The organism is Halorubrum alkaliphilum, assembly GCF_017873815.1.
Taxonomy (GTDB): Archaea; Halobacteriota; Halobacteria; order Halobacteriales; family Haloferacaceae; genus Halorubrum; species Halorubrum alkaliphilum.
The window spans coordinates 97126-119102 of the sequence record NZ_JAGGKQ010000005.1; the positions used below are offsets into that span (position 1 = coordinate 97126).

The 21977-nt window shown below is 65.8% G+C and carries 20 protein-coding genes and 1 pseudogene; 11 read left to right on the forward strand and 10 right to left on the reverse strand.

Annotation, left to right across the window (positions count from 1 at the left end; genetic code table 11):
• Positions 1–237 precede the first annotated feature (237 nt).
• From J2751_RS15500 to J2751_RS05190, 3 genes and pseudogenes are all read right to left on the reverse strand, one after another.
• A complete protein-coding gene (locus J2751_RS15500) occupies positions 238–1965 on the reverse strand; it encodes a vWA domain-containing protein (protein ID WP_245202630.1) in 1728 nt (575 codons plus the stop codon).
• A gap of 864 nt (positions 1966–2829) precedes the next feature.
• Positions 2830–2983, reverse strand: a pseudogene (locus J2751_RS15860) (SipW-dependent-type signal peptide-containing protein); the annotation flags it as partial.
• A gap of 109 nt (positions 2984–3092) precedes the next feature.
• On the reverse strand, positions 3093–4466 hold the full coding sequence (locus J2751_RS05190) for a SipW-dependent-type signal peptide-containing protein (protein WP_245202631.1): 1374 nt from the start codon (positions 4464–4466) through the stop codon (positions 3093–3095).
• Positions 4467–4856: 390 nt separating this feature from the next.
• Between J2751_RS05190 and J2751_RS05195 the strand changes: the two genes are divergently transcribed.
• Positions 4857–5378 (forward strand): DUF7344 domain-containing protein, encoded by a 522-nt coding sequence (locus tag J2751_RS05195; RefSeq protein ID WP_209483850.1) that lies wholly within the window; start codon positions 4857–4859, stop codon positions 5376–5378.
• A gap of 99 nt (positions 5379–5477) precedes the next feature.
• Here the strand turns inward: J2751_RS05195 and J2751_RS05200 are convergent, their stop codons facing one another.
• Positions 5478–6251: a creatininase family protein gene (locus J2751_RS05200; protein ID WP_209483852.1), complete on the reverse strand. Its 774-nt coding sequence runs from the start codon at positions 6249–6251 to the stop codon at positions 5478–5480.
• Positions 6252–6379: 128 nt separating this feature from the next.
• Here J2751_RS05200 and J2751_RS05205 point away from each other — a divergent pair, with 128 nt between their 5' ends.
• From J2751_RS05205 to J2751_RS05235, 7 genes are all read left to right on the forward strand, one after another.
• On the forward strand, positions 6380–6799 hold the full coding sequence (locus tag J2751_RS05205; protein WP_209483854.1) for a nascent polypeptide-associated complex protein: 420 nt from the start codon (positions 6380–6382) through the stop codon (positions 6797–6799).
• On the forward strand, positions 6796–7536 hold the full coding sequence (locus J2751_RS05210; RefSeq protein WP_209483856.1) for a methyltransferase domain-containing protein: 741 nt from the start codon (positions 6796–6798) through the stop codon (positions 7534–7536). The genes J2751_RS05205 and J2751_RS05210 overlap by 4 nt, the downstream gene beginning before the upstream one ends.
• Before the next feature lie 31 nt (positions 7537–7567).
• Positions 7568–8458 (forward strand): transcriptional regulator TbsP domain-containing protein, encoded by an 891-nt coding sequence (locus J2751_RS05215; protein WP_209483857.1) that lies wholly within the window; start codon positions 7568–7570, stop codon positions 8456–8458.
• A gap of 168 nt (positions 8459–8626) precedes the next feature.
• On the forward strand, positions 8627–9115 hold the full coding sequence (locus J2751_RS05220) for a YeeE/YedE family protein (protein ID WP_209483860.1): 489 nt from the start codon (positions 8627–8629) through the stop codon (positions 9113–9115).
• Complete coding sequence (locus tag J2751_RS05225; RefSeq protein ID WP_209483862.1) at positions 9112–9591, forward strand: DUF6691 family protein; 480 nt, start codon at positions 9112–9114, stop codon at positions 9589–9591. Before J2751_RS05220 ends, J2751_RS05225 begins: the two co-directional genes overlap by 4 nt.
• 54 nt (positions 9592–9645) lie before the next feature.
• A complete protein-coding gene (locus tag J2751_RS05230; protein WP_209483864.1) occupies positions 9646–11454 on the forward strand; it encodes a MutS-related protein in 1809 nt (602 codons plus the stop codon).
• Positions 11455–11461: 7 nt separating this feature from the next.
• Positions 11462–11968, forward strand: a complete 507-nt coding sequence (locus tag J2751_RS05235; RefSeq protein ID WP_209483866.1) for a hypothetical protein — start codon at positions 11462–11464, stop codon at positions 11966–11968.
• 278 nt (positions 11969–12246) lie between these two features.
• Here J2751_RS05235 and J2751_RS05240 read toward each other — a convergent pair whose 3' ends face one another.
• The 6 genes from J2751_RS05240 to J2751_RS05265 all read right to left on the reverse strand — a co-directional run bounded on the left by J2751_RS05240 (position 12247) and on the right by J2751_RS05265 (position 17545).
• Positions 12247–12531: a DUF7545 family protein gene (locus tag J2751_RS05240; RefSeq protein ID WP_209483868.1), complete on the reverse strand. Its 285-nt coding sequence runs from the start codon at positions 12529–12531 to the stop codon at positions 12247–12249.
• Between the two features lie 84 nt (positions 12532–12615).
• The gene (locus J2751_RS05245) at positions 12616–13692 is read right to left on the reverse strand and encodes a metal ABC transporter permease (protein ID WP_209483870.1); all 1077 of its coding nucleotides are present in this window, start codon (positions 13690–13692) and stop codon (positions 12616–12618) included.
• A complete protein-coding gene (locus J2751_RS05250) occupies positions 13689–14432 on the reverse strand; it encodes a metal ABC transporter ATP-binding protein (protein WP_209483872.1) in 744 nt (247 codons plus the stop codon). The genes J2751_RS05245 and J2751_RS05250 overlap by 4 nt, the downstream gene beginning before the upstream one ends.
• Before the next feature lie 127 nt (positions 14433–14559).
• On the reverse strand, positions 14560–15927 hold the full coding sequence (locus tag J2751_RS05255) for a metal ABC transporter solute-binding protein, Zn/Mn family (RefSeq protein WP_209483874.1): 1368 nt from the start codon (positions 15925–15927) through the stop codon (positions 14560–14562).
• Positions 15928–15993: 66 nt separating this feature from the next.
• Positions 15994–16965 carry a hypothetical protein gene (locus J2751_RS05260; protein WP_209483876.1) on the reverse strand — a complete coding sequence of 324 codons (972 nt, stop codon included), beginning with the start codon at positions 16963–16965 and terminating at the stop codon, positions 15994–15996.
• 88 nt (positions 16966–17053) lie between these two features.
• On the reverse strand, positions 17054–17545 hold the full coding sequence (locus J2751_RS05265) for a YbaK/EbsC family protein (protein ID WP_209483878.1): 492 nt from the start codon (positions 17543–17545) through the stop codon (positions 17054–17056).
• Between the two features lie 145 nt (positions 17546–17690).
• Here J2751_RS05265 and guaB point away from each other — a divergent pair, with 145 nt between their 5' ends.
• The 3 genes from guaB (at position 17691) to J2751_RS05280 (ending at position 21937) form a co-directional block, all read left to right on the forward strand.
• Positions 17691–19169: an IMP dehydrogenase gene (gene guaB / locus J2751_RS05270; RefSeq protein ID WP_209483881.1), complete on the forward strand. Its 1479-nt coding sequence runs from the start codon at positions 17691–17693 to the stop codon at positions 19167–19169.
• Positions 19170–19301: 132 nt separating this feature from the next.
• Positions 19302–19886 carry a response regulator transcription factor gene (locus J2751_RS05275; protein ID WP_209483883.1) on the forward strand — a complete coding sequence of 195 codons (585 nt, stop codon included), beginning with the start codon at positions 19302–19304 and terminating at the stop codon, positions 19884–19886.
• 68 nt (positions 19887–19954) lie between these two features.
• Positions 19955–21937 carry a DEAD/DEAH box helicase gene (locus J2751_RS05280; RefSeq protein WP_209483885.1) on the forward strand — a complete coding sequence of 661 codons (1983 nt, stop codon included), beginning with the start codon at positions 19955–19957 and terminating at the stop codon, positions 21935–21937.
• The last annotated feature ends 40 nt before the right edge of the window (positions 21938–21977 follow it).

A 21977-nucleotide genomic window follows, 5' to 3' on the forward strand; every position in this document is an offset into this window, starting at 1 on the left:
GAAACCCCGTCTTACCAGTCCCTACTGGGTCGAAGCTCGGGGCCTGTCGGGACCTCCGTGGAGCGGTCCCTGGGCGGGTTGTTCAAACGGGTTCGTTTCGTCCGTCACCGTCGGATATTGCTTCTGAACTGTTCTTCATCGGCGAACGCCCGCTGGCGGAGTCGAACCGCCGCCAACGACCGACCCCATGAGGGTTCGAGCGGGACGCGAACAGCGGAACTGTTCGAAGTCAGCCGTCTAGGCTGGCTGCTGCGGCTCCTCGAACGGGTTGTGCGAGCCCTCGTTGTGGCGGCACTGCTCGGCGTAGAAGTCCAGGTTGAAGACGATCGAATCTCCCTGAATCTCGTTGCCAACCTCGAACGGAAGGTGCCATTCCAACGCGATACAACGCGTGTCGGAGTTGGGGTAGCACTGTCGCCCGTCGCGGTTCCGGTCCGAATCAAGCGGGTAGCCGCCCGCGATGCCGTCGACCTCGTAGTCGTCGACGAAGCCGTCGTCGGTGATGTCCGCCCCCTCCGTGAGTAGATCGTACAGCGAGCCCTGGAAGATCGCCTGTTCACCGCCCGCGGTGAAGCCGATTTCCTCGGCGACGCTCGTGACCGGGTCCGTGTTTGGGTCGGCCGGGCCGTTGATCGCCTGGTCGATGTCCGGATCGGGGACGAGCATGAACTTGTGGTTGCCCGGGAGCGTGCTGATCTGCTCAAGGGTATTGATATCGTCCCCGAGAACACCGAAGCCGATGACGAGGTACCGATCGACTTCACCGCCGTTCTGTCGGAGGTTGGCGCTCGCCGGGGCGAGGAAGTCACCTGGGTCGACGTTGATCCCGTTCGTCACGAGGACCATGATCCGGTCTTCGTCTTCCGGGCAGTTGCTCAGTGCGTCCGCACCGGCTTCGATCGCTAACGGCAGATCGGTCCCCCCGTCAAGTGACTGGTAGTTGATCGTCTGGAGACCAGTGGAGTCGTCGTAGCTCCCGCCATCATTGCCGATGATGTCGTCAACATCGCTGGTCGGAAGGAGCACAGTATCCGTCTCCGTCGTCCAGTTAGTCAGCCCGACGCTGAACGGGCTGGTGTCGCCGTCGGAAGACTCCGCACCGTCTTTGGTGTCGAGCCGTCCGACGTACTCCTCAAGTGCCTCGATCAGGAGTTCGTCTTTGAGCTCATCGGTCGAACCGGGCGCTTGACTCCCCATCGAATCCGTGTTGTCGACGACGAGCTGGATACAGGCACCAGCGCCCTCGTCGAAGAAGTTGTCACAGTCGTCGTCGTACCAGAGCGTGGCGTCGATCTCCTTGGCGAACTGCATCTCGGCGTCGGCCGCGTCGATGAGCTCCTGGTCGGACAGATCGTCTCCGTATATTTCCTGAAGTGCCTCGCGCTTGGGGTCGTTCAGCCCGCCGACGGTGTGCTGGTAGTTGCTCGCGTTCACCCAGAGATACGCCGGGTTGTCGAAGACGTGTTTGCTGATCGTGATCTCGCCTTTGTCACCGGGTTTCACGTCGTCGAGGTCGATCACGGGGCCGACGAACTCGTGGTTGCCCGTGCCGTCGGTCTCCGTGCCGTCGAAGCTCGCGAACTGGCCGCGGTAGCCGGCCTCGATCTCCTCGTCGCTCGCGTCCACCGGGAGGCCGACAAGCGTCGGGTCATCCTGTAGCTGGAACCGCGTGTATATCGGGTCTTGGAGGTTGTCGCCGTCCAGATCCGGGTAGGCGTTGATCGGCTCCCACGTGGTGTGGTCGTCCGGCTCCTGTCCGTCAATTCCGGTGTAGTAGCTCTGCTGCCAGTCCATCCGTAGTTCGACCGCCCCGGCGGTGATCGTGTTGTCCGTGAAGCTCTCCTCGTCGCTGAAGAACGCAGTGGTGCCGAGGCCCGCGCCGGCGCTCGCGACGCCGATAGCCCCGAGACCGCCGAGCAGTTTTCGGCGGGAGAGGTCGAAGTTGTTGGTGTTGTCGTCTGTCATTGGTGTATGATTGGTCGAAAGTTGTTCGTCTACGTGTCAGCCGATCCGATCACTCGGGGGTGATGTCGTCCACCAGCTCGTCATCGTTGTCGTCGTGGTCGTCGTCATCATCGTGATCGTCGTTCTCGTCATCTCCGTTCTCGTCCTCCACGTCGTTCTCGAACGGCGTGTCGTTGTGGCGGCACTGCTCTGCGGCGAAGTGAACGTCACCACTGAACGAGGCACCCTGTACGAGGTTGCCGGGCGACATCGACGCATCGACCGCGAACGTGGTCCCGTCGACTTCGACATCCTCGCCGACGTCCGCATGCGAGGGGAGGTACAGGTAGACGCACACCTCGACGGTGTCCTCGGCAAGTTCGGCGTCCTCGACGTCGGATTCACACGGCAGGTGGCAGTACTCGACGACCTCGACTTGTTCCTCGGTCTCGGGATCGGTCTCAGTCGTCGCGAGCGCGTGAACGAGACCGCCCTCGTCCCACTCGTCGATGAGGCCACCGAGAGTGCCCTGGAACACGATCTCTTCGCTGTCGCCGGCCTGCTGGTCGTCGATGGTGACGACCGCGAGCATGTACTCGCTGAGCAGGCCGGAGGCGTCGGTGTGGGTGACGCCGTTGTCGTTTCCGGTCGATTCATCGCCGTCGAGCGTGATCTGGACGTAGCCGGGGTTGTGTTTCACACAGATGTCCCAGCAGTACTTGTAGGAGTCGCCGGGCTTCGCGTCCTCGATGTCGAGGAACCCGTCGAGGACTTCGACCGTTTCGTCCTCCGCTTGGGCGGCCGCCAGCATCTCGTCGAACCTCCCCTCGTCCGGGCCGATCCCGTCTTGGTCGACCATGTGCGTCGACTGGGTGACGTGTAGCTCGAACTGCCCGGCCGTGATCGTGTTGTCCTGGAACGACTCCTCGTCGCTGAAGAACGCCGTCGTTCCGAGTCCCGCACCCGCGGAGGCAACGCCGACTGCCCCGAGTCCGACCAGCACTTTACGCCGCGAGAGTCCGATGTTTGTGTCTTCCATTGTGTATCATCCCCTGTGGGGAACTCCCACCGACGGAGTCGAACCGTCGGACGCCACTGTGGGAAGGTGAGTTCGGCGATGACGCGCCACCGAACTCGGTCAGGCGAGGCTACTGGAGCGTCGCGCTCTGCCCGCTCTGGCTACTGGTGAAGTTGTCATTGGCGTTGTAGGGGCCGCCAACGGGGATACCGACGGACGGCGCTTCACCACCGGCACTCGCGCCAAAGCCGAAGACGTAGTCGTTGCCGCCGGTTTCGAGGTCGGATCGCGGGACGGCGATGACCGCCTGAGAACCGAATTTAACGGCAGTGATCGTCGACGGAACCGGCGACCACGGTCCAACGTCCTTCTCCCAGTTGGGTGTGCCGTCCACCTCGGAGTAGAGGAAGTCATCCCCGCCCTCTGCGTTCCAGGCGACCTGGTAGTCGTAGTTGCCGCTGTCGTCGAGGTCGAACGGCATCGAGAAGTTGGCGGCCGCGAAGTTCGGGTCGGCGAGGCTGTACTGACTCCCGGCGGGTTCGTCGAAGGTGATCCCGTAGAGGACCTGCTCGTCGCCGTAGGAGACGTCTACGCGGGCGATGCCGTCCGGAATGGGCTGGCTGATGCCGTCGCGGTTGACGTAGTCCGCCGCGTACGACTCGTCCGCACACGGGTTGTTCGTCCCGTCGTTGTGGCGCTCCTGTTCCGCGTAGAACTCGAAGTTGAAATCGACGGAGTCTGACTGGATCTCGTTGCCGACCGTCGTGGGAACCTCCCACTCGAAGCAGACGCACGTCTCGTGAACGTTCGGTTCACCGTCAACGAACGGCTCTTCGACGCCGTCGAAAGCGGGGCGGTTCGCCACGGGCTGGTCCGGGTTGCCGTCGCCGTAGAGTGAAACGCCGGTCTGGAGCGCTGCCATTACCTCAGCGAGCGAGCCGGAGATGATCTCCGCGCCGGTGTTTCCGTCCTCGTCGCAGTACGACACGGTGATCTCCATCGCGTCCGCGAGCTGGCCGTCCTCCGGAATCTCGCCGAACAGCTCATCGAGGGCGGCCTCCTCGGGGTCGTTCGTTCCGTTCTGGTCGTTCGCGGTCAACTCCCCGCACATCCACATGTACGCGGGGTTGTCGACGATGGAGAAACAGAACTCCCCCTCGCCGGAGTCGCCGGGCTTCAGGTCCTCTACGTGGATGCTGAGCGGTTCGCCGGGGACGACTCCGCTGGTATCCTCACCGTTCACACCGGCCAAACCGCCGTTGATGAACGTACCTGCGGGAGTGGAATACTGTGCGAACGAGCCCTGGTCCTCCGAGTAGTCGACGTGAACGAACAGATCGAGCTCGCCCGCCGTGAGAGTGTTCTCCTCGAAGCTTTCCTCGTCACTGAAATACGCCGTCGTTCCGAGTCCCGCACCCGCGGAGGCCACGCCCACGATGCCGAGTCCGCCGAGCATCTGTCGCCGCGAGAGTCCGAAGTCCGAAGTGGTGTCGTCGTTAGTCATGATGGTCGCTGGCGGTACTGCCAGTACCCCCTCCTTAGCGGAAGGGGGGATAGTTACGACTCGACACGTCGGATCCTAACGCCGCCATCGACGAGACTAACGACACGTTCGGACTGAAACGGGTGTTTTCGAGCGATCAGATCCCACGTTCCCGATCCGGATGGGGACCGGTACTGCCCGAGGGGGTGTCGCCTACCGCCGCGGTTCGCGACCCATACCGCTCGCGTGTGGGTGTGCCTGTCGTGTCGTCCGAGCCACCCTACCGGATCGCGTGGGGAGAGCTACCGGCGACTCAAGCACAGGCGTGGTATCATGACACATACCAGTACGCGGTACATAGATATCTCCCCTCCAGTCGTGGCTCCCGGTATCGAGGTGTTATACCGCTCAATGCAGATCCGATCCGAAACGCTCCCGGAGACCGTCATCCACGATCTCCTCTCGAACAGCCGCCGAAAGAACGCGCTCCGCGAGCTGCGGACCCGCGGCGGGACGGTCACCGTCCGGGAGCTCTCAGAGGCGATAGCCGCCGCCGAGACCGGAACGAGTCCGGCACCCGCCTGCGTCCGCGAGAGCGTGTACGCCTCGCTCCACCAGACGCACCTCCCGCGACTCCACGAGCTGGGCGTCGTCGAATACGACCGGACGCGCAAGGAAGTCCGGACGTGTCGCGGGGCGCGCGACGTGGGACGCTACATGGAAGTCATCTCCGGCTACGGCGTCACGTGGACGGAGCTGTACCAAGTGCTCGGCGTCGTGACGCTGCTCGTCGTGTTGGCCGCCCAGCTCGACGCTCCCCTTATTAGTGCGATCGACCCGATACTCTGGACCAGCGGGTCGCTCGCGGTGTTCGCGGCCGTGACGGTCGTCCAACTGTGGCGAGCGTTCCGGATCTCAACGCTCCTTCAGTGAATTCCGGATCCCGATCGACGACCGGCGTGAGTATCGAACGGCGTCGCTAGCGGGTTTTTTTTATACTCTGACGGCCTCGATACGCCCGATCTGTACTCGTCAGTCGACGCGCGGCTCCGGCAGCAGCGTTTCGAGTTCGTGCGCGTCGAGCCACTCGACGAGTTGGACCAACTGGTCGGTCGCGGCGTCGAACAGCCGCTCGCCCTTTTCAGGGGTCACGTCGGTCGGGTCACCGAACGCTCCGTTCGCGGAGTTGTCGATCGCATCGTAGTAGGTCCGCGCGCCGTGGACGACCGCATCGGAGTCCGCCAGATCGACGAGACCGCCGTCACGGGCGTTCTCGAACTGCTCCGTATCGACCAACTCGCGCGCGATGTGCGTGATCATCGCGGTTTCCTTCGGGCCGGCGTGCGGGCCGTTGTGTTCGAAGAGGTCGTCGACGAGTTCGGGGATCGACTCGTCCCACATCCATTCTATCGCGTACGCGGTCCCGTCCTCGTGGAGCCGTCGGCCCACCTCCCGGAGGTGTGAGACGTTGCCGCCGTGGGCGTTGACGTACACGACGCGATCGATCCCGTGGTACGTGAGGTTGCGCGTGAAACTCTCGACGTAGTCGCGGAACGCCGGCGGGTCGACCCATAGCGTTCCCGGGAACTGTCGATGGTGCGGGCTGACGCCGATGTCGACGGTCGGCGTTCGGGGGATCCCCGTCTCCTCGGCCGCGGCGGTCGCGAGCGCCTCGGCGATCAGGTGGTCGGTCGCGAGAGGGAGATGCGGGCCGTGCTGTTCCGTCGATCCGAGCGGGACGATCGCGGTCGACTCCTCGGTGAGGCGGTCACGAAGGTCCGGCCAAGTGTGGTCCGCGAGGTACATGGGAGACTATCGGTCGGGAGACGACATCAAACCATCCGTCCGGGACGACGCGGATCGACGAGTGGCGGGACGCCCGTTGACGACGCGTGTCGTCACCCTTTTTGTATCGCGCGGCCGAAACCCCGGGTATGTTCGGAGGAGGCGGTATGAACCCGCGGAAGATGAAACAGATGATGAAACAGATGGGGATCGACGTCGAGGAGCTCGACGCCGAGCGAGTCGTCGTCGAGACGGCCGACGGCGACCTCGTCTTCGATGGCCCGCAGGTAACCAAGATGGACGCGCAGGGCCAGCAGACCTACCAGATCGTCGGCGAACCCGAGGAGGTCGCCGACGCTGGTGCCGGCGGAGCTGCCGACGCGATCGAGAGTGGTGCCGCCGGCGACGACGCCACGGCGTCCGGTGCCGATCCCGCGGATGACGACGGGATCCCCGACGAGGATGTCGCGCTCGTCGCCGAGCGCGCCGGCGTTCCGAAGTCGACGGCCCGAGAGACGCTCGAATCCCATGACGGCGACCTTGCGGCCGCCATCGCGGAACTCGAGTGACTGACGCCGCGTATCTGCTGGTCCACGGGAACCGCGAGTACCTCCTCGAACCCGGAACGGAGTTCGGCACCGACCTCGGCGTGCTGGATATCCCTGAGGACGTCGCCGCCGGGGACAGCGTCGAGACGCATCTCGGCACCGTCTTCGAGGTTCGCGAGCTCCGCGGTCCGGACCTGTTCGACCACCTCGAGCGGACCGGCGCGCCGATGATGCCGCGGGATATCGGGCTCGTAATGGGACTTACCGGCGTGAGTGCCGGGGACCGCGTGCTCGACGCTGGAACCGGAACCGGGATCCTCTCGGCACACCTCGGTCGGGTCGGCGCGGACGTGACAACCTACGAGATAGACGCCGAGTTCGCCGCCGTCGCCCGTGAGAACATGACGGTTGCCGGGGTCGACGAGCACGTCGAGGTCCGAACCGGCGATCTCACCGAGGAGCTGGACACGTTGGCGGAGAGCGACCCGTTCGACGTTCTCACGCTCGATACGGGCGACGCGCCCGCGGTCGTCGAGAGGGCGACCGATCTCCTCGTGTCCGGCGGCCATCTCGCCGTCTACTCGCCGTTCGTCGAGGGGACTCGTGAGGTGGTTCTGGCGGCTCGGGAAGCCGGACTAACGGAGGTCGAGACGCTGGAAACGATCCAGCGCGAGATGGACTTCTCCGACCGCGGCTCTCGTCCCTCCACCGGTGGCGTCGGTCACACAGGCTATCTCGTGATAGCGCGAGCGCCGTAACGTTCATCCGGTACCGACCGCCAGTTCGTGTATGTCAGTCCCTGTCGAGGAGAATATCGAGGACACGCTCGCCGGGCGACCCGATCTCGTCGCCGTCGGCGTCGGTCTCGATCTGCTCCCCGCCGTCGTCTCGGCTCGCCGTCGCACGGACGGCGGTCGGTGGCGGATCGCCTGTCCGCCTGGCGTCGTCGACGAACTCGGCCGGACCTTCGCGCTCGGCACGGCGGTCGTTGAGGCCCGCAGTCGAGACGAGATCGACATCCGAACGGCGAGCGGATCTCGTCCCGATCGACCGCTGTTCGCGACGCCCGACCGGGTCGACGCGCTCGCGGGTCCTCCCGATCGTCGGACGCTGGTTACTGAAACGCAACCGGATCGAGCAGCCGCCGCCCACGGGACCGCTACCCGACGGTTCGGGCGCGCGGACCCGACCTCGATCCGGATGCCCGGCCGAACCGAGTTACTCGCGGCGGCCGGCGAGACGCTCGATGACCGCTTCGCGGACGACCTCGCGACTGTCCTCGACTCGATCGACCTTGACCCGGCGTGTCTCGACCGATCGGACGTAATAGACGATCGGACGCTGTTCGTCGCGCTGGCAGCCCGTCACGACCACCTGTTCACCGACGTTCGGGAGTGGGCCGATGACGTCGATATTGTCGAGAAACAGCGTTTCAGCGACGCTCGAAGAGCTCTTGAGAACCGAGGCATCATCGAATCGATTAGAGTCCCGATAAATAAGGGTCGACCGAACAACAGACTCCGGGCGCTCGACGAGACGCTCATCCGGGTCGATCCCGAGGAGTTCCTCCCGGCGCTGCGCGAGCGCGTCCGCATCGAGAACTCCTCCGACGGCTCCGATCCGAGGGGAGCCGACTCACGCGAGGACGACCGACCGGTTTGGGAGCGCCGTGGACGATAAGTGATCGAGAGTGCGGACGACGGTCAGCCGAAAGCATGGATGACGGTCAGCCGAAAGCACGGACGACGGTCGACTGACCGAGGTCGCGCATTGCGGATCGGATCCGGGAGACCGGCAATTCCGGTCCGGGAGCGGGAGGTTTAGGCCGCCGCGTCGCTCACGAACGGTATGAACGAACCCGTCCTGCTCGTCGATGCCCTGTTCCCGCGGGGCATCACCCAGTACCTGCTGGGAGGGATCCTCATCGGACTCGGGACAGTCATCATCTACCTCGGCACCGGGATACACGCCGGCGCGAGCACGTTCCTCGAATCGACGCTGTCGTACGCCTCGAAGCTCAAACGCTTCCAACGGCCAAGATTCGTCTCCTCGCGTGACTGGCGGGTCGTGTTCACGCTCGGCATCGTCGCCGGCGCGGCCGGCTACTCGATCGCTCTCGGCGACTTCGGATGGACGACGGAAGTCCAGCCGTGGCGGCTGTTCGTCGGCGGGATCCTCATCGGGATCGGGACGCGACTCGGAAAGGGATGTACCTCCGGCCACGGCGTCTGTGGCGTCGGCTCCGGGTCTCGGACGTCGATACTCAACGTGGGGATATTCATGCTCGTCGCCATCGGCGTCGCACAGTTGGTCATGGCCGCGGGGGTGACGCCATGAGCGGTGCCGGCGTCGTCGCCGACCACGAGAGCCATCCCCTGTTCCTCCCGCTCGTCTTCATCGGCGGCGCGGTGTTCGGGGTCGGTCTCGCGGTAAGCCAGATGGCCCGTCCCGAGATCGTCTTAGAGTTCCTCCAGTTCCGCGATCTCGGACTGGCGTTCGTGATGGGCGGCGCGAGCGTCGTCGTCGGGGTGACCTTTTGGGCGCTCACGCTGTCGGGTCGAAGCGCACCACTGACCGGCAAACGGTTCGGGCGGCGACTCAAATCGATGGACCGGGACGTGATCGTCGGCGGCGGCGTGTTCGGCGTCGGTTGGGGACTCTCCGGTATCTGCCCGGGCGCGGCGTACGCCAGCCTCGGGATCGGCAACGTCGTCATCCTTTACGGGGTCGCCGGGATGTTCCTCGGCGCGTATCTACAGGGATACCTCCGTGAGTCACGCGTGGAGTCGGGCGCGGCGGCGACCGCAGACTGACGGAGAGAGCGGTCGGGACGAAAACACCAAGCCGCCGCGCCGACACACCGACATATGCGACTCGAGGACTACTGGGGGATCGGCCCGAAGACGAGCGAGCTGTTGACGGCCGAACTCGGGACCGAGCGGGCGGTCGAGGCGATCGAGTCGGCCGACGTGCGCGCACTCGTCGACGCCGGACTCCATCGCGGACGCGCGACTCGGATCCTCCGGCGCGCGAACGGCGCGGCGGCGATGGACGTCCTCGCGACGAGCGACACGCGCGCGGTGTACGACGACCTGTTGACGCTCGCGGCCGGCTACGCTCTCACCGACCACGCCGCGGACCGGATCCGCGTGCTCACGCCGTATCTCGACCGCCCGGAGGTCGAGGAGCGGCTCGACCGTGTCGTCGCCGCCCGCGACGCGTGGTCCGGGCTGAGCGACGCGGACCGCGAGCGCGTCGAGGAGGCGTTCGCGGAGTACGACGCCGCGGGCGGTACCGACCGCGCGGCCGTCGAGACCGCACTCGCGCTCCGAGCGGTCGGGCTCACCGGCGAGACGTTCGACGCCCTCGACGCGCTCGACGACGACAGGCTCCGGGAGGCCGCCGAGGCCCTCGGCGACGTTCGGGGGTCGATCGACGGCGACGACGTAACGGTGGCGTCCGGTGCCGACGACGAACTTGATCGCCGGCGCGAACGTCTCGACGCGGCACGCGAGCTTTCGGACGCCGCCTTCGACGTACTGGAAGCCGTTCGAGACGGGTCGCTTCGAGACTTCGAAGCGCTGAAATCGGCCACCGTCGACCACGTCGCGACCGAGACCGGCGTCGAGCCCGCAACGGTCCGCGGGGTCGTACCGGACGACGCGCTCGACGCGGCCGACTTCGTCTCCGCGACCCTCCGGGGGCTCGTCGAGGAGCTGGAGACCGCCGTCGAGGAACGCGAGGCGACCGTGGCCGCCGACCTTCGCGACCGGATCGGCGACGCCGACGGCGACGTCGCCCGCGCGGTCGAGACCGTCTCGGACGTGGCGGTCGACCTCTCGCTCGGGCGGTTCGCGGCCGAGAGACGGATGGTCCGGCCGCGGCTCGTCGACGACGGCGTCGCCGTCCGGAACGCCCGAAACCCGTTCATCGACGAGCCGGTCCAGCCGGTGTCGTACGCGGTCGGCGAGCACGCGCTCGACGCGGACGGCTGGGATGGAGCCGGGCGAACTGGAGGCGGAAGGGCTGACTCGGAACGGCCGCCCTCGGGTGACCGGGTGAGCGTGCTTACGGGGGCCAACTCCGGCGGGAAGACGACCCTCTTGGAGACCGTCTGTGCGGTGACGCTACTCGCGTCGATGGGACTCCCGGTCCCGGCCGACGAGGCCGAGGTGGGAACGTTCGACCGGATCGTGTTCCACCGGCGGCACGCCTCCTTTAATGCCGGCGTGCTGGAGTCGACGCTGCGGTCGGTCGTCCCCCCGCTCGTCGAGGAGGGTCGGACGCTAATGTTAGTCGACGAGTTCGAGGCGATCACGGAGCCTGGCCGGGCCGCGGACCTCCTGAACGGGCTCGTCGATCTCACCGTCGACCGCGGGGCACTCGGCGTGTACGTCACGCACCTCGCTGAGGATCTCAGTCCGCTACCGGACACCGCGCGGATAGACGGCATCTTCGCCGAGGGACTCACGAACGACCTCGAACTGCGCGTCGACTACCAGCCGCGGTTCGGGACGCTCGGCAAGTCGACGCCGGAGTTCATCGTTTCGCGGCTCGTCGCCAACGCGACCGACCGCAGCGTCCGCGGCGGCTTCGAACACCTCGCGGCCGCCGTCGGCGAAGAGGCGGTCCAGCGAACGCTCTCGGACGCCCGGTGGTCGCCGGGGGAGGAGTGATCCGTCGATGACGGGGGAGCCGGGACCCGAAACCGATCCGACCCGGATCCGGTCCGTGGCGGTCCACCGCGAGGACGTCGCGAACGCGCTGGAGGCGACTCTGCGGAGCGACCGAACCGTAGTGCTCCGGGTGACGCCGCCGTACGCCGGACGAATGCGCGCGCGGATCCACCGCGTCGAGACGGCGAAGCAGGGCGGGTCGGGGATAGCCGGCGGGGACGAAAACGGCTCGTCGGGGCCGATCCACCTCGATCCCCGCGAGCTCGTCGAGACGATCCCGGCGTACCCCGAGGTCGACGACACGACCGCGGAGCGCCCCGGTTCGGACCTCGAAACGCGGCGAAAGCGACACGCTGAGGCGGTCGAGACGTGGCGCGAGCAGGTCCGCCAAGCCGTCGGTGGAACGGTCTCGATCCCGATCGGCCGCCGGCGCGACTCGAGTGTCCGTCGAGCGGATGCCGAAAGCGACGAACGAACCGAGACACACGACGTCGACGTCGTCGTGCTCGGCTGAGTGCCGCGAAGGTAGCAGGATAGCCAGTCGGTGAAGAACGACTGGTGCGTTGGAGTCGTTCACCACCTACTCGACCGTTTATAAACAGCCGCTCGCAACACCACTCGATCGCTTATAAACAACCAACGCAACGCCGTACGAAACGCACACTCGGAGTCGAGCGGCGACGCAGTTCACTGATCCAGACCGACGCCAAACGGACTTTTGAGGGTTTCACCGGAACGGAATCGGTATAAAAAGGTCGGACGGTCGGCGTGTGGGTGTGTCGGGACCGCGAGTCAGTGCGAGTGGCCGAGCGCGTCCTCGAGCGACTGTCCGAAGCGCTCCTCGAATAACTCGGCGGCCGTCTCGTTCATCTCGGCGATGTCCTCGGGTACCTCACCCTCGCTGTGGTGGGCGATCACGTGTGCCTGCTGTGCCATCGCCTGGACGACGACGTCGGTGACGACGCGGGTCGACGGCTCGCCCTGCTCGCTGAGGACGTCGACGAGGCCGGCAGGCAGTTCGAAGGACTCCTCGTCGCCGTCGGGACCGCTGACCGTGTAGGTCTCTGTGTCTCCCATATCCGATCGTCGCGGCCGCGACATAAGGGTCTGTGGAAACCGGGTGCGGCGGCCGCCCCGTCACCGCGCCGTCGGTATCAGCGGTCACCCGCGCGTCGAGATCGCTTTCACCGAGAACCCGGAGACGGCGATCGCAGCCAGATATATCGCGATGGCGACGACGACGATGGAGCCGCCTGAGGGGAGCCCCTGACTGATCGAGAAGGCGAACCCACCGATGACCGACAGCTGGCCGAAGATCACGGAGAGGTACGTCGTCTCCCGGAAGCTACGGGCGACCTGCGAGGCGGCGGCGACGGGGACGACGAGCATCGCCGCGACGAGGATGACGCCGAGCACCTGCATCGCACCGACGACGACGACCGCCGTCAACACGATGAGCAGCGTGTTGTACCCGGTGACGTTCAACTGCGCGACCCGGGCCGCCTGCTCGTCGAAGGTGATGAACAACAGCTGTTTGTAGGTGAACGCGACCGCGCCGACGACGAGGATCGACAGCGCCCCCATCAGCCGCGCGCCCTCGACGGTCACCACCGCGATGTTCCCGAAGAGGTAGCCCTCGATGTTGATCCCGGTGAGTCCCCGACCGTAGCTGACGATCAGCGTCCCGATCGCGAAACTCCCGCTGAGCATGATCGCGATGGGAACGTCGCCGTACGTGTTCGTCCGCGCGGTGAGCCACTGGACGCCGAGCGCGCCGAGTATTCCGACCGCCAGCGCGACGACCAACACCGGCCCGTCCCACGCGGTGGTCGCGTTGACGAGGAACCCGAGCGCGACCCCGGCGAAGGCGGTGTGCGCGAGCGTCTCGCCGATCAGCGCCATCTCGCGATGGACGAGGAACGACCCGACGAGGGGGGCGACCACGCCGATCAACACGCCGGTGGCGATCGACTGCCACATGAACGGGTGCTGGAATACGTTCGTACCGAGCACCGCGTCCATGTCCCGGCCGAACGAGCGGAAGGCGTCGTACAGCCCGCTCGCGACCGGGAGGTCCTGCGCCCAGTAGAGGACGAGAAACGCGACCATTACGGCGGCAAGGAGCGCGGTCATCCCGACGCCGGCCAACTCGACGAGATGGCGTGAATCACGGGCCGGCGTCGCGGGATTCGCCACTCGCGTGTCGGACTCGGAGTGAGCGCCGTCCGCCCCGCTCATGGGTGATGGTGGTGGACGACCTGTCCGGTCGCGCCGTAGGCGTCTTCCAGAGCGTCGCTCTCGACGAACGACTCCGTGTCCCCGTGGTGGAACAGCTCCGTGTTGATACACGCCACGTGGTCGGCACGATCGGTGACGACGCCGATGTCGTGTTCGATGAGGACGATTGTGATACCCTCGTCGTTCAGACCGTCGAGAAGTGCGTAGAACGCGTCCCGTGACTCCGCGTCGACGCCGACGGTCGGCTCGTCGAGCGCGAGCAGGTCGGCCTCGGACGCGAGCGCACGGGCAATGTACGCCCGCTGTTTCTGCCCGCCCGAGAGTTCCGTCATCAGCCGGTCCGCGAGGTTGACGATTCCAACCGTCTCCATCGCGTTCGCGACCGCGTCCCGATCCGCCTCCGTAAGTCGGCCGTGCCCCACGTGGGCGAACCGCCCCATTGTGACGCACTCGCGGACCGTCACGGGCATCGTGCCGCCACGGTTCGTCGCCTGCTGGGAGACGTAGCCGACGCGGCCGCCCGCATCGAACTCCTCGACCGGCCGGCCGAACAGTCGGATCGTTCCCTCGTCCGGCGTGTGAAGGCCCAACATGAGATGGAGCAGCGTCGTCTTCCCGGAGCCGTTGGGACCGACGAGTCCGAGGAAGTCACCCGCCTCGATCGTTAGTGAGACATCTCTCACGGCGACCGAGTCGCCGTACGCGAACGAAACGGAATCGAGCTCGACGACGGGGGTCACTGGATACGACCCCGCTTGGAAGCGTCGTGACTTACCTCTTTAGGTCCGCCGGCGACCGTACGACACACTGTCCCACTGGAGGTCGACGGGGATGATCCGTCCGCCGGCCGCCGACTAATCCGCCGATTCACTCCGCACCCAACGCTCGCGCGAACGACGGGAGCGTTACTTCCGTCATCTGTTCGACCCATCCGTATCCCTCATCGGCCCACTCCGAAGTCGTTCCCTCTGCGGGCGTGACGGTCGCCGTCTCCGTGGCTTGGCTGTTCTCGACGATGGTTTCCGCGAGATTCGGCGACTCGAAGTGGTCGTAGAGGACGACATCGATGTCGTGCTCGTTCACGAACTCGATGGCGTCGGCGATGTCGTTCTGGCTCGGCTCCTCCTCCGGCGAGACGCCGACCGGAGTGTACAGCTCGAAGTCGTATCGCTCCTCCAAGTACCCGAACGAGTCGTGACCGGCGAGGATCGCGACGTCGCGGTCAGCCGAGGCCGTCATCTCCGAGAACGACTCGTGGACCGCGTCGAGTCGCTCCCGATACGCGGCCGCGTTCTCACGGTAGGTCTCCTCGTTGTCGGGATCGACCTCCACGATCGCGTCCGCGATGTTCTCGACCATCTCGCCGGCCAACACAGGGTCGACCCAGACGTGCGGATCGACGAACTCCGTCGCACCGGCCAGCTCCTCCACGACGGAGACGCTGATCGCGTCGGCCTCGGTGTCCCAGAGCACCGTCCCGTCGTGGCGGAGTTCGAAGACGAACTGGGTCCGCCCGAGAGCGTCTCCAGTGATCTCCACGCGATCCCCCTGTGTGTCGAGGGAAACGGGGTCCTCGGTCGCGCCGCTGAAGAAGCGTGCGCCGAATTGGAACGGATCGTCCTCGCCGAGCGGGAGAACACGCCCCTCCGGGTCCTCGAAGACGCCCTCGACGACGACGGATCCGTCCAGTGGCACATCGGGGACTGCTCCGTGCCAGTGGCCGCCGTGCCAGTACGCGCTTGAATCGCCGGTTCGGCGGTCGATCACGTCGAACTCGGCGACCTCGACGGTCTCGGGATCCCAGTCGTGGTCGCGGTCGGGAGTTCGGTCGGAGTCGTCCCCGTCGTCCCCGCCGTCCCACGGAAGCAGATCGCCCTCCAGACCCGACATGACATCAGCGACGTGGACGTCGTCGTAATCGTCCCGGATCTGGTCCGCAGCGGTCTGTGCCCATGAGAAATCGGGCGTGTCGAGGTAGACGAACAGCTCCGTTCCGGCGACGTTTCGGAGAAGGTCGCCCTCGGGCTCCCACCCGTGACCCATCTCGCCGACATCGATGGGATTCTCGAGCGGGAACTCGTCGCCACCGACCTCGTTTCCCCAGTCCCAGAGCGTGAAGAACGCCCCGTAGCCGCGGGGATCTCCGGATCCCCCAGCCGCGGAGCAGCCCGCGAGGCCCGCCATCCCGGCCGCTCCGAGACCGGTCTTGAGCAGCGTTCGACGTGACAGCGTCATATCCGAATTCATGTGTCGTGTGAATAAATGGGTTGTTATATAAGTTCTACAAGTTAATAAAACAGCTCAGTACCCGCCGGACCCTACTTCCTCGTCGTCGGCGACGACGTCGAGGTGGACCGCCGGTGACTCGTAGTCGGCGTGGTCGTCGTGCCAGAGCTGGAAGACGACATCAGTATGTCCCTCCTCTTCGCCCTCGACGTGGAGGTGGTCGCCGTGGAACTCGAAGGTGACGAGCTCGTCGGCCCCGTCGGCAAGGCGCGCGCGGAACTCGTACTCCTCGTCCCCGCCGAGGTGGAACTCGTGGCCGTCGTGGTCGTAGAAGTTCGCGCCGAGCGAGAGGTTGTCGCCGACGGAGACGCCCGGGAGCGACCCGTCCCAGTGGCCGTCGTGGGCGTTCGCCACGACCTCGTCAGTCGAGCGATCGACGATCTCGAGTTCGTCGACGTCGCCGTCATCGCCGTGTTCGTGACCGTCCTCGTGATCGTGGGCGACCTGGACCGTGATCGGCGGGGTGGTGTAGTCGGCGTGGTCGTCGTGCCAGAGCATGAACTCGAGCTCGGTAACCCCTTCCTCCTCGCCGTGGATGTCGACGTGGTCCCCGTGGTTATCCAGCGAGACGACCCCGTCGGCGGCCGCGTCCAAGACCTCCGCTCGTATCTCGTAGGTCGCGTCGCCGCCGAGATCCAGTGCGTGGCCCTCTTCATCCTCCACATTGGCTTCCACAGTCAGGCTATGGCCCTCCTCGATGGTCGGGAGACCACCGTCCCAGTGGTCGTCGTGGACCCACGCGAGGACGTCCTCGCCGTCGGAATCGAGTAGCTCGAACTCGGCGATCGACGAGGTCCCGTCGTGGTCGTGGTCATCATCAGCGTGGTCATCGTCGTGGTCGTCGTCGTCATGATCGTCCTCGTCGTGATCGTCGTCCGGCTCGTCCCCTTCATCGTCCGCACAGCCGGCAAGCGCCAAGGTACCGAGCGTAGCAGTGCCGAGGAGTACTCGCCGACGCGATGCGTTGAACCGGGATTCCCTCTCCATACACGGTCATACGGCGTTACCGGGAATAAGTGTTATTATATTCTTTCTTTTGGTTATTATTAACGACGCTCTAAGTCAGGCGGTGTTATTAATTTGTCTCGGTCACGTCCATGATCGTCGCATCGGCGAGTGCCGCGAGCTCGTCGGGATCGATCGCGAACAGGGCATTCGGCGTGCCGGCCGCGCCGTACACCGTTTCGTACTCCTGAAGCGTGGGATCCATCAGGGCCGGAACCGCCGTCTCGTGACAGATCGGCGGGACGCCGCCGATGCTCCATCCGATCGTCTCGCGGATCCGGTCCGGATCGCCCATCGACGCCTCCTCGACCCCGAACTGCTCGGCGGCGGCGTCGAGGTCGAGCCGGTTCGCGCCGCTCGTGATCGCGGCGACGAGCTCACCGTCACGGTCGCCGCCGGACAGCGACACGACGATCGTTGAGGCGATGGCTGCCGTCTCACAACCGACCGCCTCCGCGGCGGCCGCCGCGGTCTTCGTCCCAGACTCGAACTCCGAAACGTCGAGTTCGATCCCGTAGCGCTCCCGCGCCCGCTCCGTGAACTCCGCTGCTCGTTCGTGCATACCGCCCGGGGATCCTCCATCAATATCAACGCCACGAATGGTGCGACGACCACGATCCTGATCATATGTGACGTACTGATTGGTACATGGCCGCACGTCCGTGCTGACTCGCAACCCTTTTTGTCACCGCCTCACGACGGTTTATATGGCGAAGGACTTCTCTGCGAAACTCGACGTACCGGAGGCGTTAACGTTCGACGACGTACTGTTACGACCGAAAGAGAGCCGCGTCGAACCGGACGACGCGGATCTGGCGTCGCACGTCTCGAAGAACGTCCGACTCACGGTTCCCGTCCTCTCGGCGGCGATGGACACCGTCACCGAAAGCGAACTCGCGATCGCGATGGCCCGCGAGGGCGGACTCGGCGTCCTCCATCGAAACATGACCGTCGAGGAGACGGCCGCGGAGGTCGAGCGGGTCAAGCGCGCACACGAGCTCGTGATCCGCCGCGAGAACGTCGTGACCGTCTCGCCCGACGACACCGTTCGCGAGGCCGACCAACTGATGGAACACGAAGGCGTTTCCGGCGCGCCGGTCGTCGACGATGACGATGTCGTGCTCGGGATCATCTCCGGAACTGATATTCGACCGTATCTGGAGGTCGGTGAAGAGGATGCGGTCCGCGAGGCGATGACCGACGAAGTCATTACAGCACCTGAATCGGTCGACGCCCGGGAGGCGCTTGAACTGATGTACGACCACAAGATTGAGCGAGTCCCGGTTGTCGACGGTGACAACCACCTCGTTGGCCTCGTGACGATGCAGGGCGTCCTCCAGCGGCGCGAACACGAGGAGGCCGCACGCGACGAGGACGGGCGTCTGCTCGCGGGCGTCGCCGTCGGCCCCTTCGAGGAGGAGCGGGCCGTCGCCGCCGACGAGGCCGACGCGGACGTGCTGTTCATCGACTGTGCCCACGCGCACAATCTCAACGTCTTGGAGTCCGCGGAGGCGATCAAGGAGACCGTTGACGCCGACGTCGTCGTCGGCAATGTCGGAACTCGGGAAGCGGCCGAGGCCGCGGCCGACTTCGCCGACGGCCTGAAGGTCGGCATCGGACCGGGCTCGATCTGTACGACGCGCGTCGTCAGCGGCGCGGGGATGCCACAGATCACCGCCGTGAGCGAGGTCGCCGACGTGGCCGCAGAACACGGGATCCCCGTGATCGCCGACGGCGGGATCCGCTACTCCGGCGACGCGATCAAGGCCATCGCCGCCGGCGCGGACGCGGTGATGCTCGGCTCGTACTTCGCGGGCACCGAGGAGGCCCCGGGCCGAGTCATCACGATGCAGGGGAAAAAATACAAGCAGTATCGAGGGATGGGCTCCGTCGGCGCGATGAAGTCCGGCGGCGGCGATCGATACCTCAAGGACGACGACGAGGACGAGGAGTTCGTTCCCGAGGGCGTCGAAGCGGCCACGCCGTACAAGGGTACGCTCGCGTCGGAGCTCCACCAGCTCACGGGCGGAATGCGCTCGGGCATGGGCTACGTCGGCGCGGACACGATCCCGGCCGTTCACGAGCGCGCGGAGTTCGTTCGCGTGTCGACGGCGGGCCAGACCGAGGGGCACCCCCACGACGTGATGATCACGGACGAGGCGCCGAACTATAGTCCGCAGGAGTGACCCTCGGACCGGCACTCTCCACCGCGGCCGGAACTGCGTCCGACGTCGAATCGGTACCACGTCGGAAGAGGTATTTTAATATAGCACGCGAAAAGACGAAACATGTGAGCGAACTCGTCGCTCGGCTGAACCATGAGTGAACAACCCCCCCTCGTCCTCGTGGTGGAGGACGAAGCCGATCTGGCAGACCTCTACGCCGCTTGGCTCGGCGACGAGTACCGGGTCCGTACCGCGTACGGTGGCCACGAAGCTCTCGAAACGCTCGACGAACTCGACGACGAGGTCGACGCGATCCTTCTCGACAGGCGGATGCCCGGCCTCTCCGGCGATGAAGTTCTTTCGGCGGTTCGAGAGCGCGGGATCGACTGTCGCGTGGCGATGGTGACGGCCGTCGAACCCGACTTCGACATTCTGGCGATGGGGTTCGACGACTACCTAGTCAAACCCGTTAGCAGCGACACGCTCCGTGAGACGGTCGAGAGTCTGCTCCAACGGAGCGAGTACGACGCCGGCGTACAGGACCTGTTCTCGTTGACTTCGAAGAAGGCGATGCTCGAAGCGGAAAAGAGCCCGAGCGAACTCGCCGACAACCAGGAGTACCAGGAACTCACTGCGCGTATCGAACGCCTTCGGACGGACGTCGACCGGTCGCTCGAAGCGGTCACCGAGGATGACGACTTCGAGGGACTGTTCCGGGAGTTCGACACCGAAGAGTAGCGTCTCGTGACGCGATCGGGCCGATCCCGGCGACTATTTAAATACGATCGCGGCGAATCGATGATCGGATGCGCGTTTCCGACCTCCCACTCTCCGAGCCGTTCGTCGATCACTTCACGGGTCAGGGGATCGGCGAGCTGTATCCGCCACAGGCGACTGCGGTCGAGGCAGGTGTCTGTACGGGTTCGAACGTCGTCGCCGCCGTCCCGACCGCGTCGGGAAAAACGTTCATCGCCGAGATTGCGCTCCTAACCGCCGACGGGCCGGGACTGTACGTCTGTCCGCTGCGCGCGCTCGCCCGCGAGAAATACGAGACGTTCGCGGAGTTACCGGGCATTGACGCCGGGATCGCGACGGGAGATTTCGACGCGACGGGCGAGGAGCTCGCGGGCCACGACGTGGTAGTAGCCACGAGCGAGAAGGTCGATTCCGCGATCCGGAACGGCGCAGAATGGGTCGACGATCTCGCCTGTGTCGTCGTCGACGAGGTTCACCTCCTCGGTACCGACCGTCGGGGGCCGACGCTCGAAGTGACGCTTGCGACCCTTCGACGCCGGATAGCCGAGCTCCAAGTCGTCGCGCTCTCGGCGACCGTCGACAATCCGGAGGACATTGCCGACTGGCTGGACGCGACGCTCATCGAATCGGAGTGGCGGCCCGTGGACCTCCGGACGGGCGTCTGTGTCGACGGCGACGTGGCCTTTGATGACGGAACCGCACTCCACGTCGATGTCGACGGGGAGCCACCGACGACGGACGGGAACCGGGCGGATCACGACGACGACGGTGACGGGCCGGACGAGACGGATCTGGCGGTCGCGCTCGTCGCCGATGCGGTCGCCGACGGCGGACAGTGTCTGGCGTTCGTGCGCTCGCGGGCGGAGGCGGCCGCACTCGCCGACCGACTCGCGGACGTCGGACTCGGCGAGACGATGGGAGTTGCGGCGGCTGCCGAAACGGTCGCCGACGAGGTGGCCGACATCGACGGAACGGTGACGGGTCAACGGCTCGCCGACGATCTCCGAGCCGGAGTCGCCTTCCATCATGCCGGACTCCGTGCGGGCCACCGTAGCGCCGTCGAGCGGGCGTTTCGCGACCGATCGATCGCCTGTATCTGTGCCACCCCGACGCTTGCGGCGGGGATCAACGTCCCGGCGAGACGGGTCGTCGTCCGCGACCAGAAGCGATACACCGGGTCGTCGATGGAGTGGGTGCCGACGCTCGAGGTCAAACAGATGTGTGGTCGCGCGGGTCGCCCCGGTCTCGACCCGCACGGCGAGGCGGTGCTCGTCGGCGAGGAGAGAACGCGTGACGAGCTGGTCGCGCGGTACGTCGACGGCGACCCTGAGGCCGTCGAGTCGACGCTTGCGGAGCCGGCCTCGCTCCGAACACACGTCCTCTCGGCGATAGCAACGGGATTCGCGGAGACGGAGGCGGAGATCCTCGACGTGTTCGAGGGGACCTTTTACGCACGTGAAACCGGAGCCGGCGGATTAGCTGATGCCGTTGCCGTCGCCGCAGACGACCTCGTCGATGCCGGAATGGTGCGCCGTGAGACCGGCGGCGCGGACGGCTATCGCCTCGTGGCGACCCCCGTAGGATCGACCACTTCCAAACAGTACGTGCGCCCGGAGACGGGTGAACGGATCGTTTCGGGGCTCGAAACGGCGGCCGGCATGGCGGACGCGACCACGCTCACTGCTTTCGAAGTGATCTGTGACACGCCGGACATGCAGGACACGTATCTCGGGAACCGCGAGCGCGCCGAGATGTACCGGTTCGCGCGGGCTAACGCGTCCGAGCTGACGACTGCCATGGGCGAGGCCGAGTCGTTCGAGGAGTGGCTGGAGTCGGTGAAGACCGCCAGGATCCTCGACGAGTGGATCGGGGGCGCGACCGTCGAGGAGCTGGTCGAGAACTACCGGATCGGTCCCGGTGACTTGGACTCGCGAGTGGAGCGCGCGGAGTGGCTTCTGAGCGCGGCTGAGGCGCTCGCGGACACGCTCGGTCTTTCCGTCCCGGCGGTTTCGCGGGCGCGTGCCCGCCTGTAAGTCGACGAACCCGGACGCTCAGAACGATCCGGTCGGGCAG

Bases quoted from the DNA above. Each gene is read 5' to 3' on its own strand.
- J2751_RS15500 (WP_245202630.1), bottom strand. From the start codon at position 1,965: ATGACAGACGACAACACCAACAACTTCGACCTCTCCCGCCGAAAACTG.
- J2751_RS05190 (WP_245202631.1), bottom strand. From the start codon at position 4,466: ATGACTAACGACGACACCACTTCGGACTTCGGACTCTCGCGGCGACAG.
- J2751_RS05195 (WP_209483850.1), top strand. From the start codon at position 4,857: ATGCAGATCCGATCCGAAACGCTCCCGGAGACCGTCATCCACGATCTC.
- J2751_RS05200 (WP_209483852.1), bottom strand. From the start codon at position 6,251: ATGTACCTCGCGGACCACACTTGGCCGGACCTTCGTGACCGCCTCACC.
- J2751_RS05205 (WP_209483854.1), top strand. From the start codon at position 6,380: ATGTTCGGAGGAGGCGGTATGAACCCGCGGAAGATGAAACAGATGATG.
- J2751_RS05215 (WP_209483857.1), top strand. From the start codon at position 7,568: ATGTCAGTCCCTGTCGAGGAGAATATCGAGGACACGCTCGCCGGGCGA.
- J2751_RS05220 (WP_209483860.1), top strand. From the start codon at position 8,627: ATGAACGAACCCGTCCTGCTCGTCGATGCCCTGTTCCCGCGGGGCATC.
- J2751_RS05225 (WP_209483862.1), top strand. From the start codon at position 9,112: ATGAGCGGTGCCGGCGTCGTCGCCGACCACGAGAGCCATCCCCTGTTC.
- J2751_RS05230 (WP_209483864.1), top strand. From the start codon at position 9,646: ATGCGACTCGAGGACTACTGGGGGATCGGCCCGAAGACGAGCGAGCTG.
- J2751_RS05235 (WP_209483866.1), top strand. From the start codon at position 11,462: ATGACGGGGGAGCCGGGACCCGAAACCGATCCGACCCGGATCCGGTCC.
- J2751_RS05240 (WP_209483868.1), bottom strand. From the start codon at position 12,531: ATGGGAGACACAGAGACCTACACGGTCAGCGGTCCCGACGGCGACGAG.
- J2751_RS05245 (WP_209483870.1), bottom strand. From the start codon at position 13,692: ATGAGCGGGGCGGACGGCGCTCACTCCGAGTCCGACACGCGAGTGGCG.
- J2751_RS05255 (WP_209483874.1), bottom strand. From the start codon at position 15,927: ATGACGCTGTCACGTCGAACGCTGCTCAAGACCGGTCTCGGAGCGGCC.
- J2751_RS05260 (WP_209483876.1), bottom strand. From the start codon at position 16,965: ATGGAGAGGGAATCCCGGTTCAACGCATCGCGTCGGCGAGTACTCCTC.
- J2751_RS05265 (WP_209483878.1), bottom strand. From the start codon at position 17,545: ATGCACGAACGAGCAGCGGAGTTCACGGAGCGGGCGCGGGAGCGCTAC.
- guaB (WP_209483881.1), top strand. From the start codon at position 17,691: ATGGCGAAGGACTTCTCTGCGAAACTCGACGTACCGGAGGCGTTAACG.
- J2751_RS05275 (WP_209483883.1), top strand. From the start codon at position 19,302: ATGAGTGAACAACCCCCCCTCGTCCTCGTGGTGGAGGACGAAGCCGAT.
- J2751_RS05280 (WP_209483885.1), top strand. From the start codon at position 19,955: ATGCGCGTTTCCGACCTCCCACTCTCCGAGCCGTTCGTCGATCACTTC.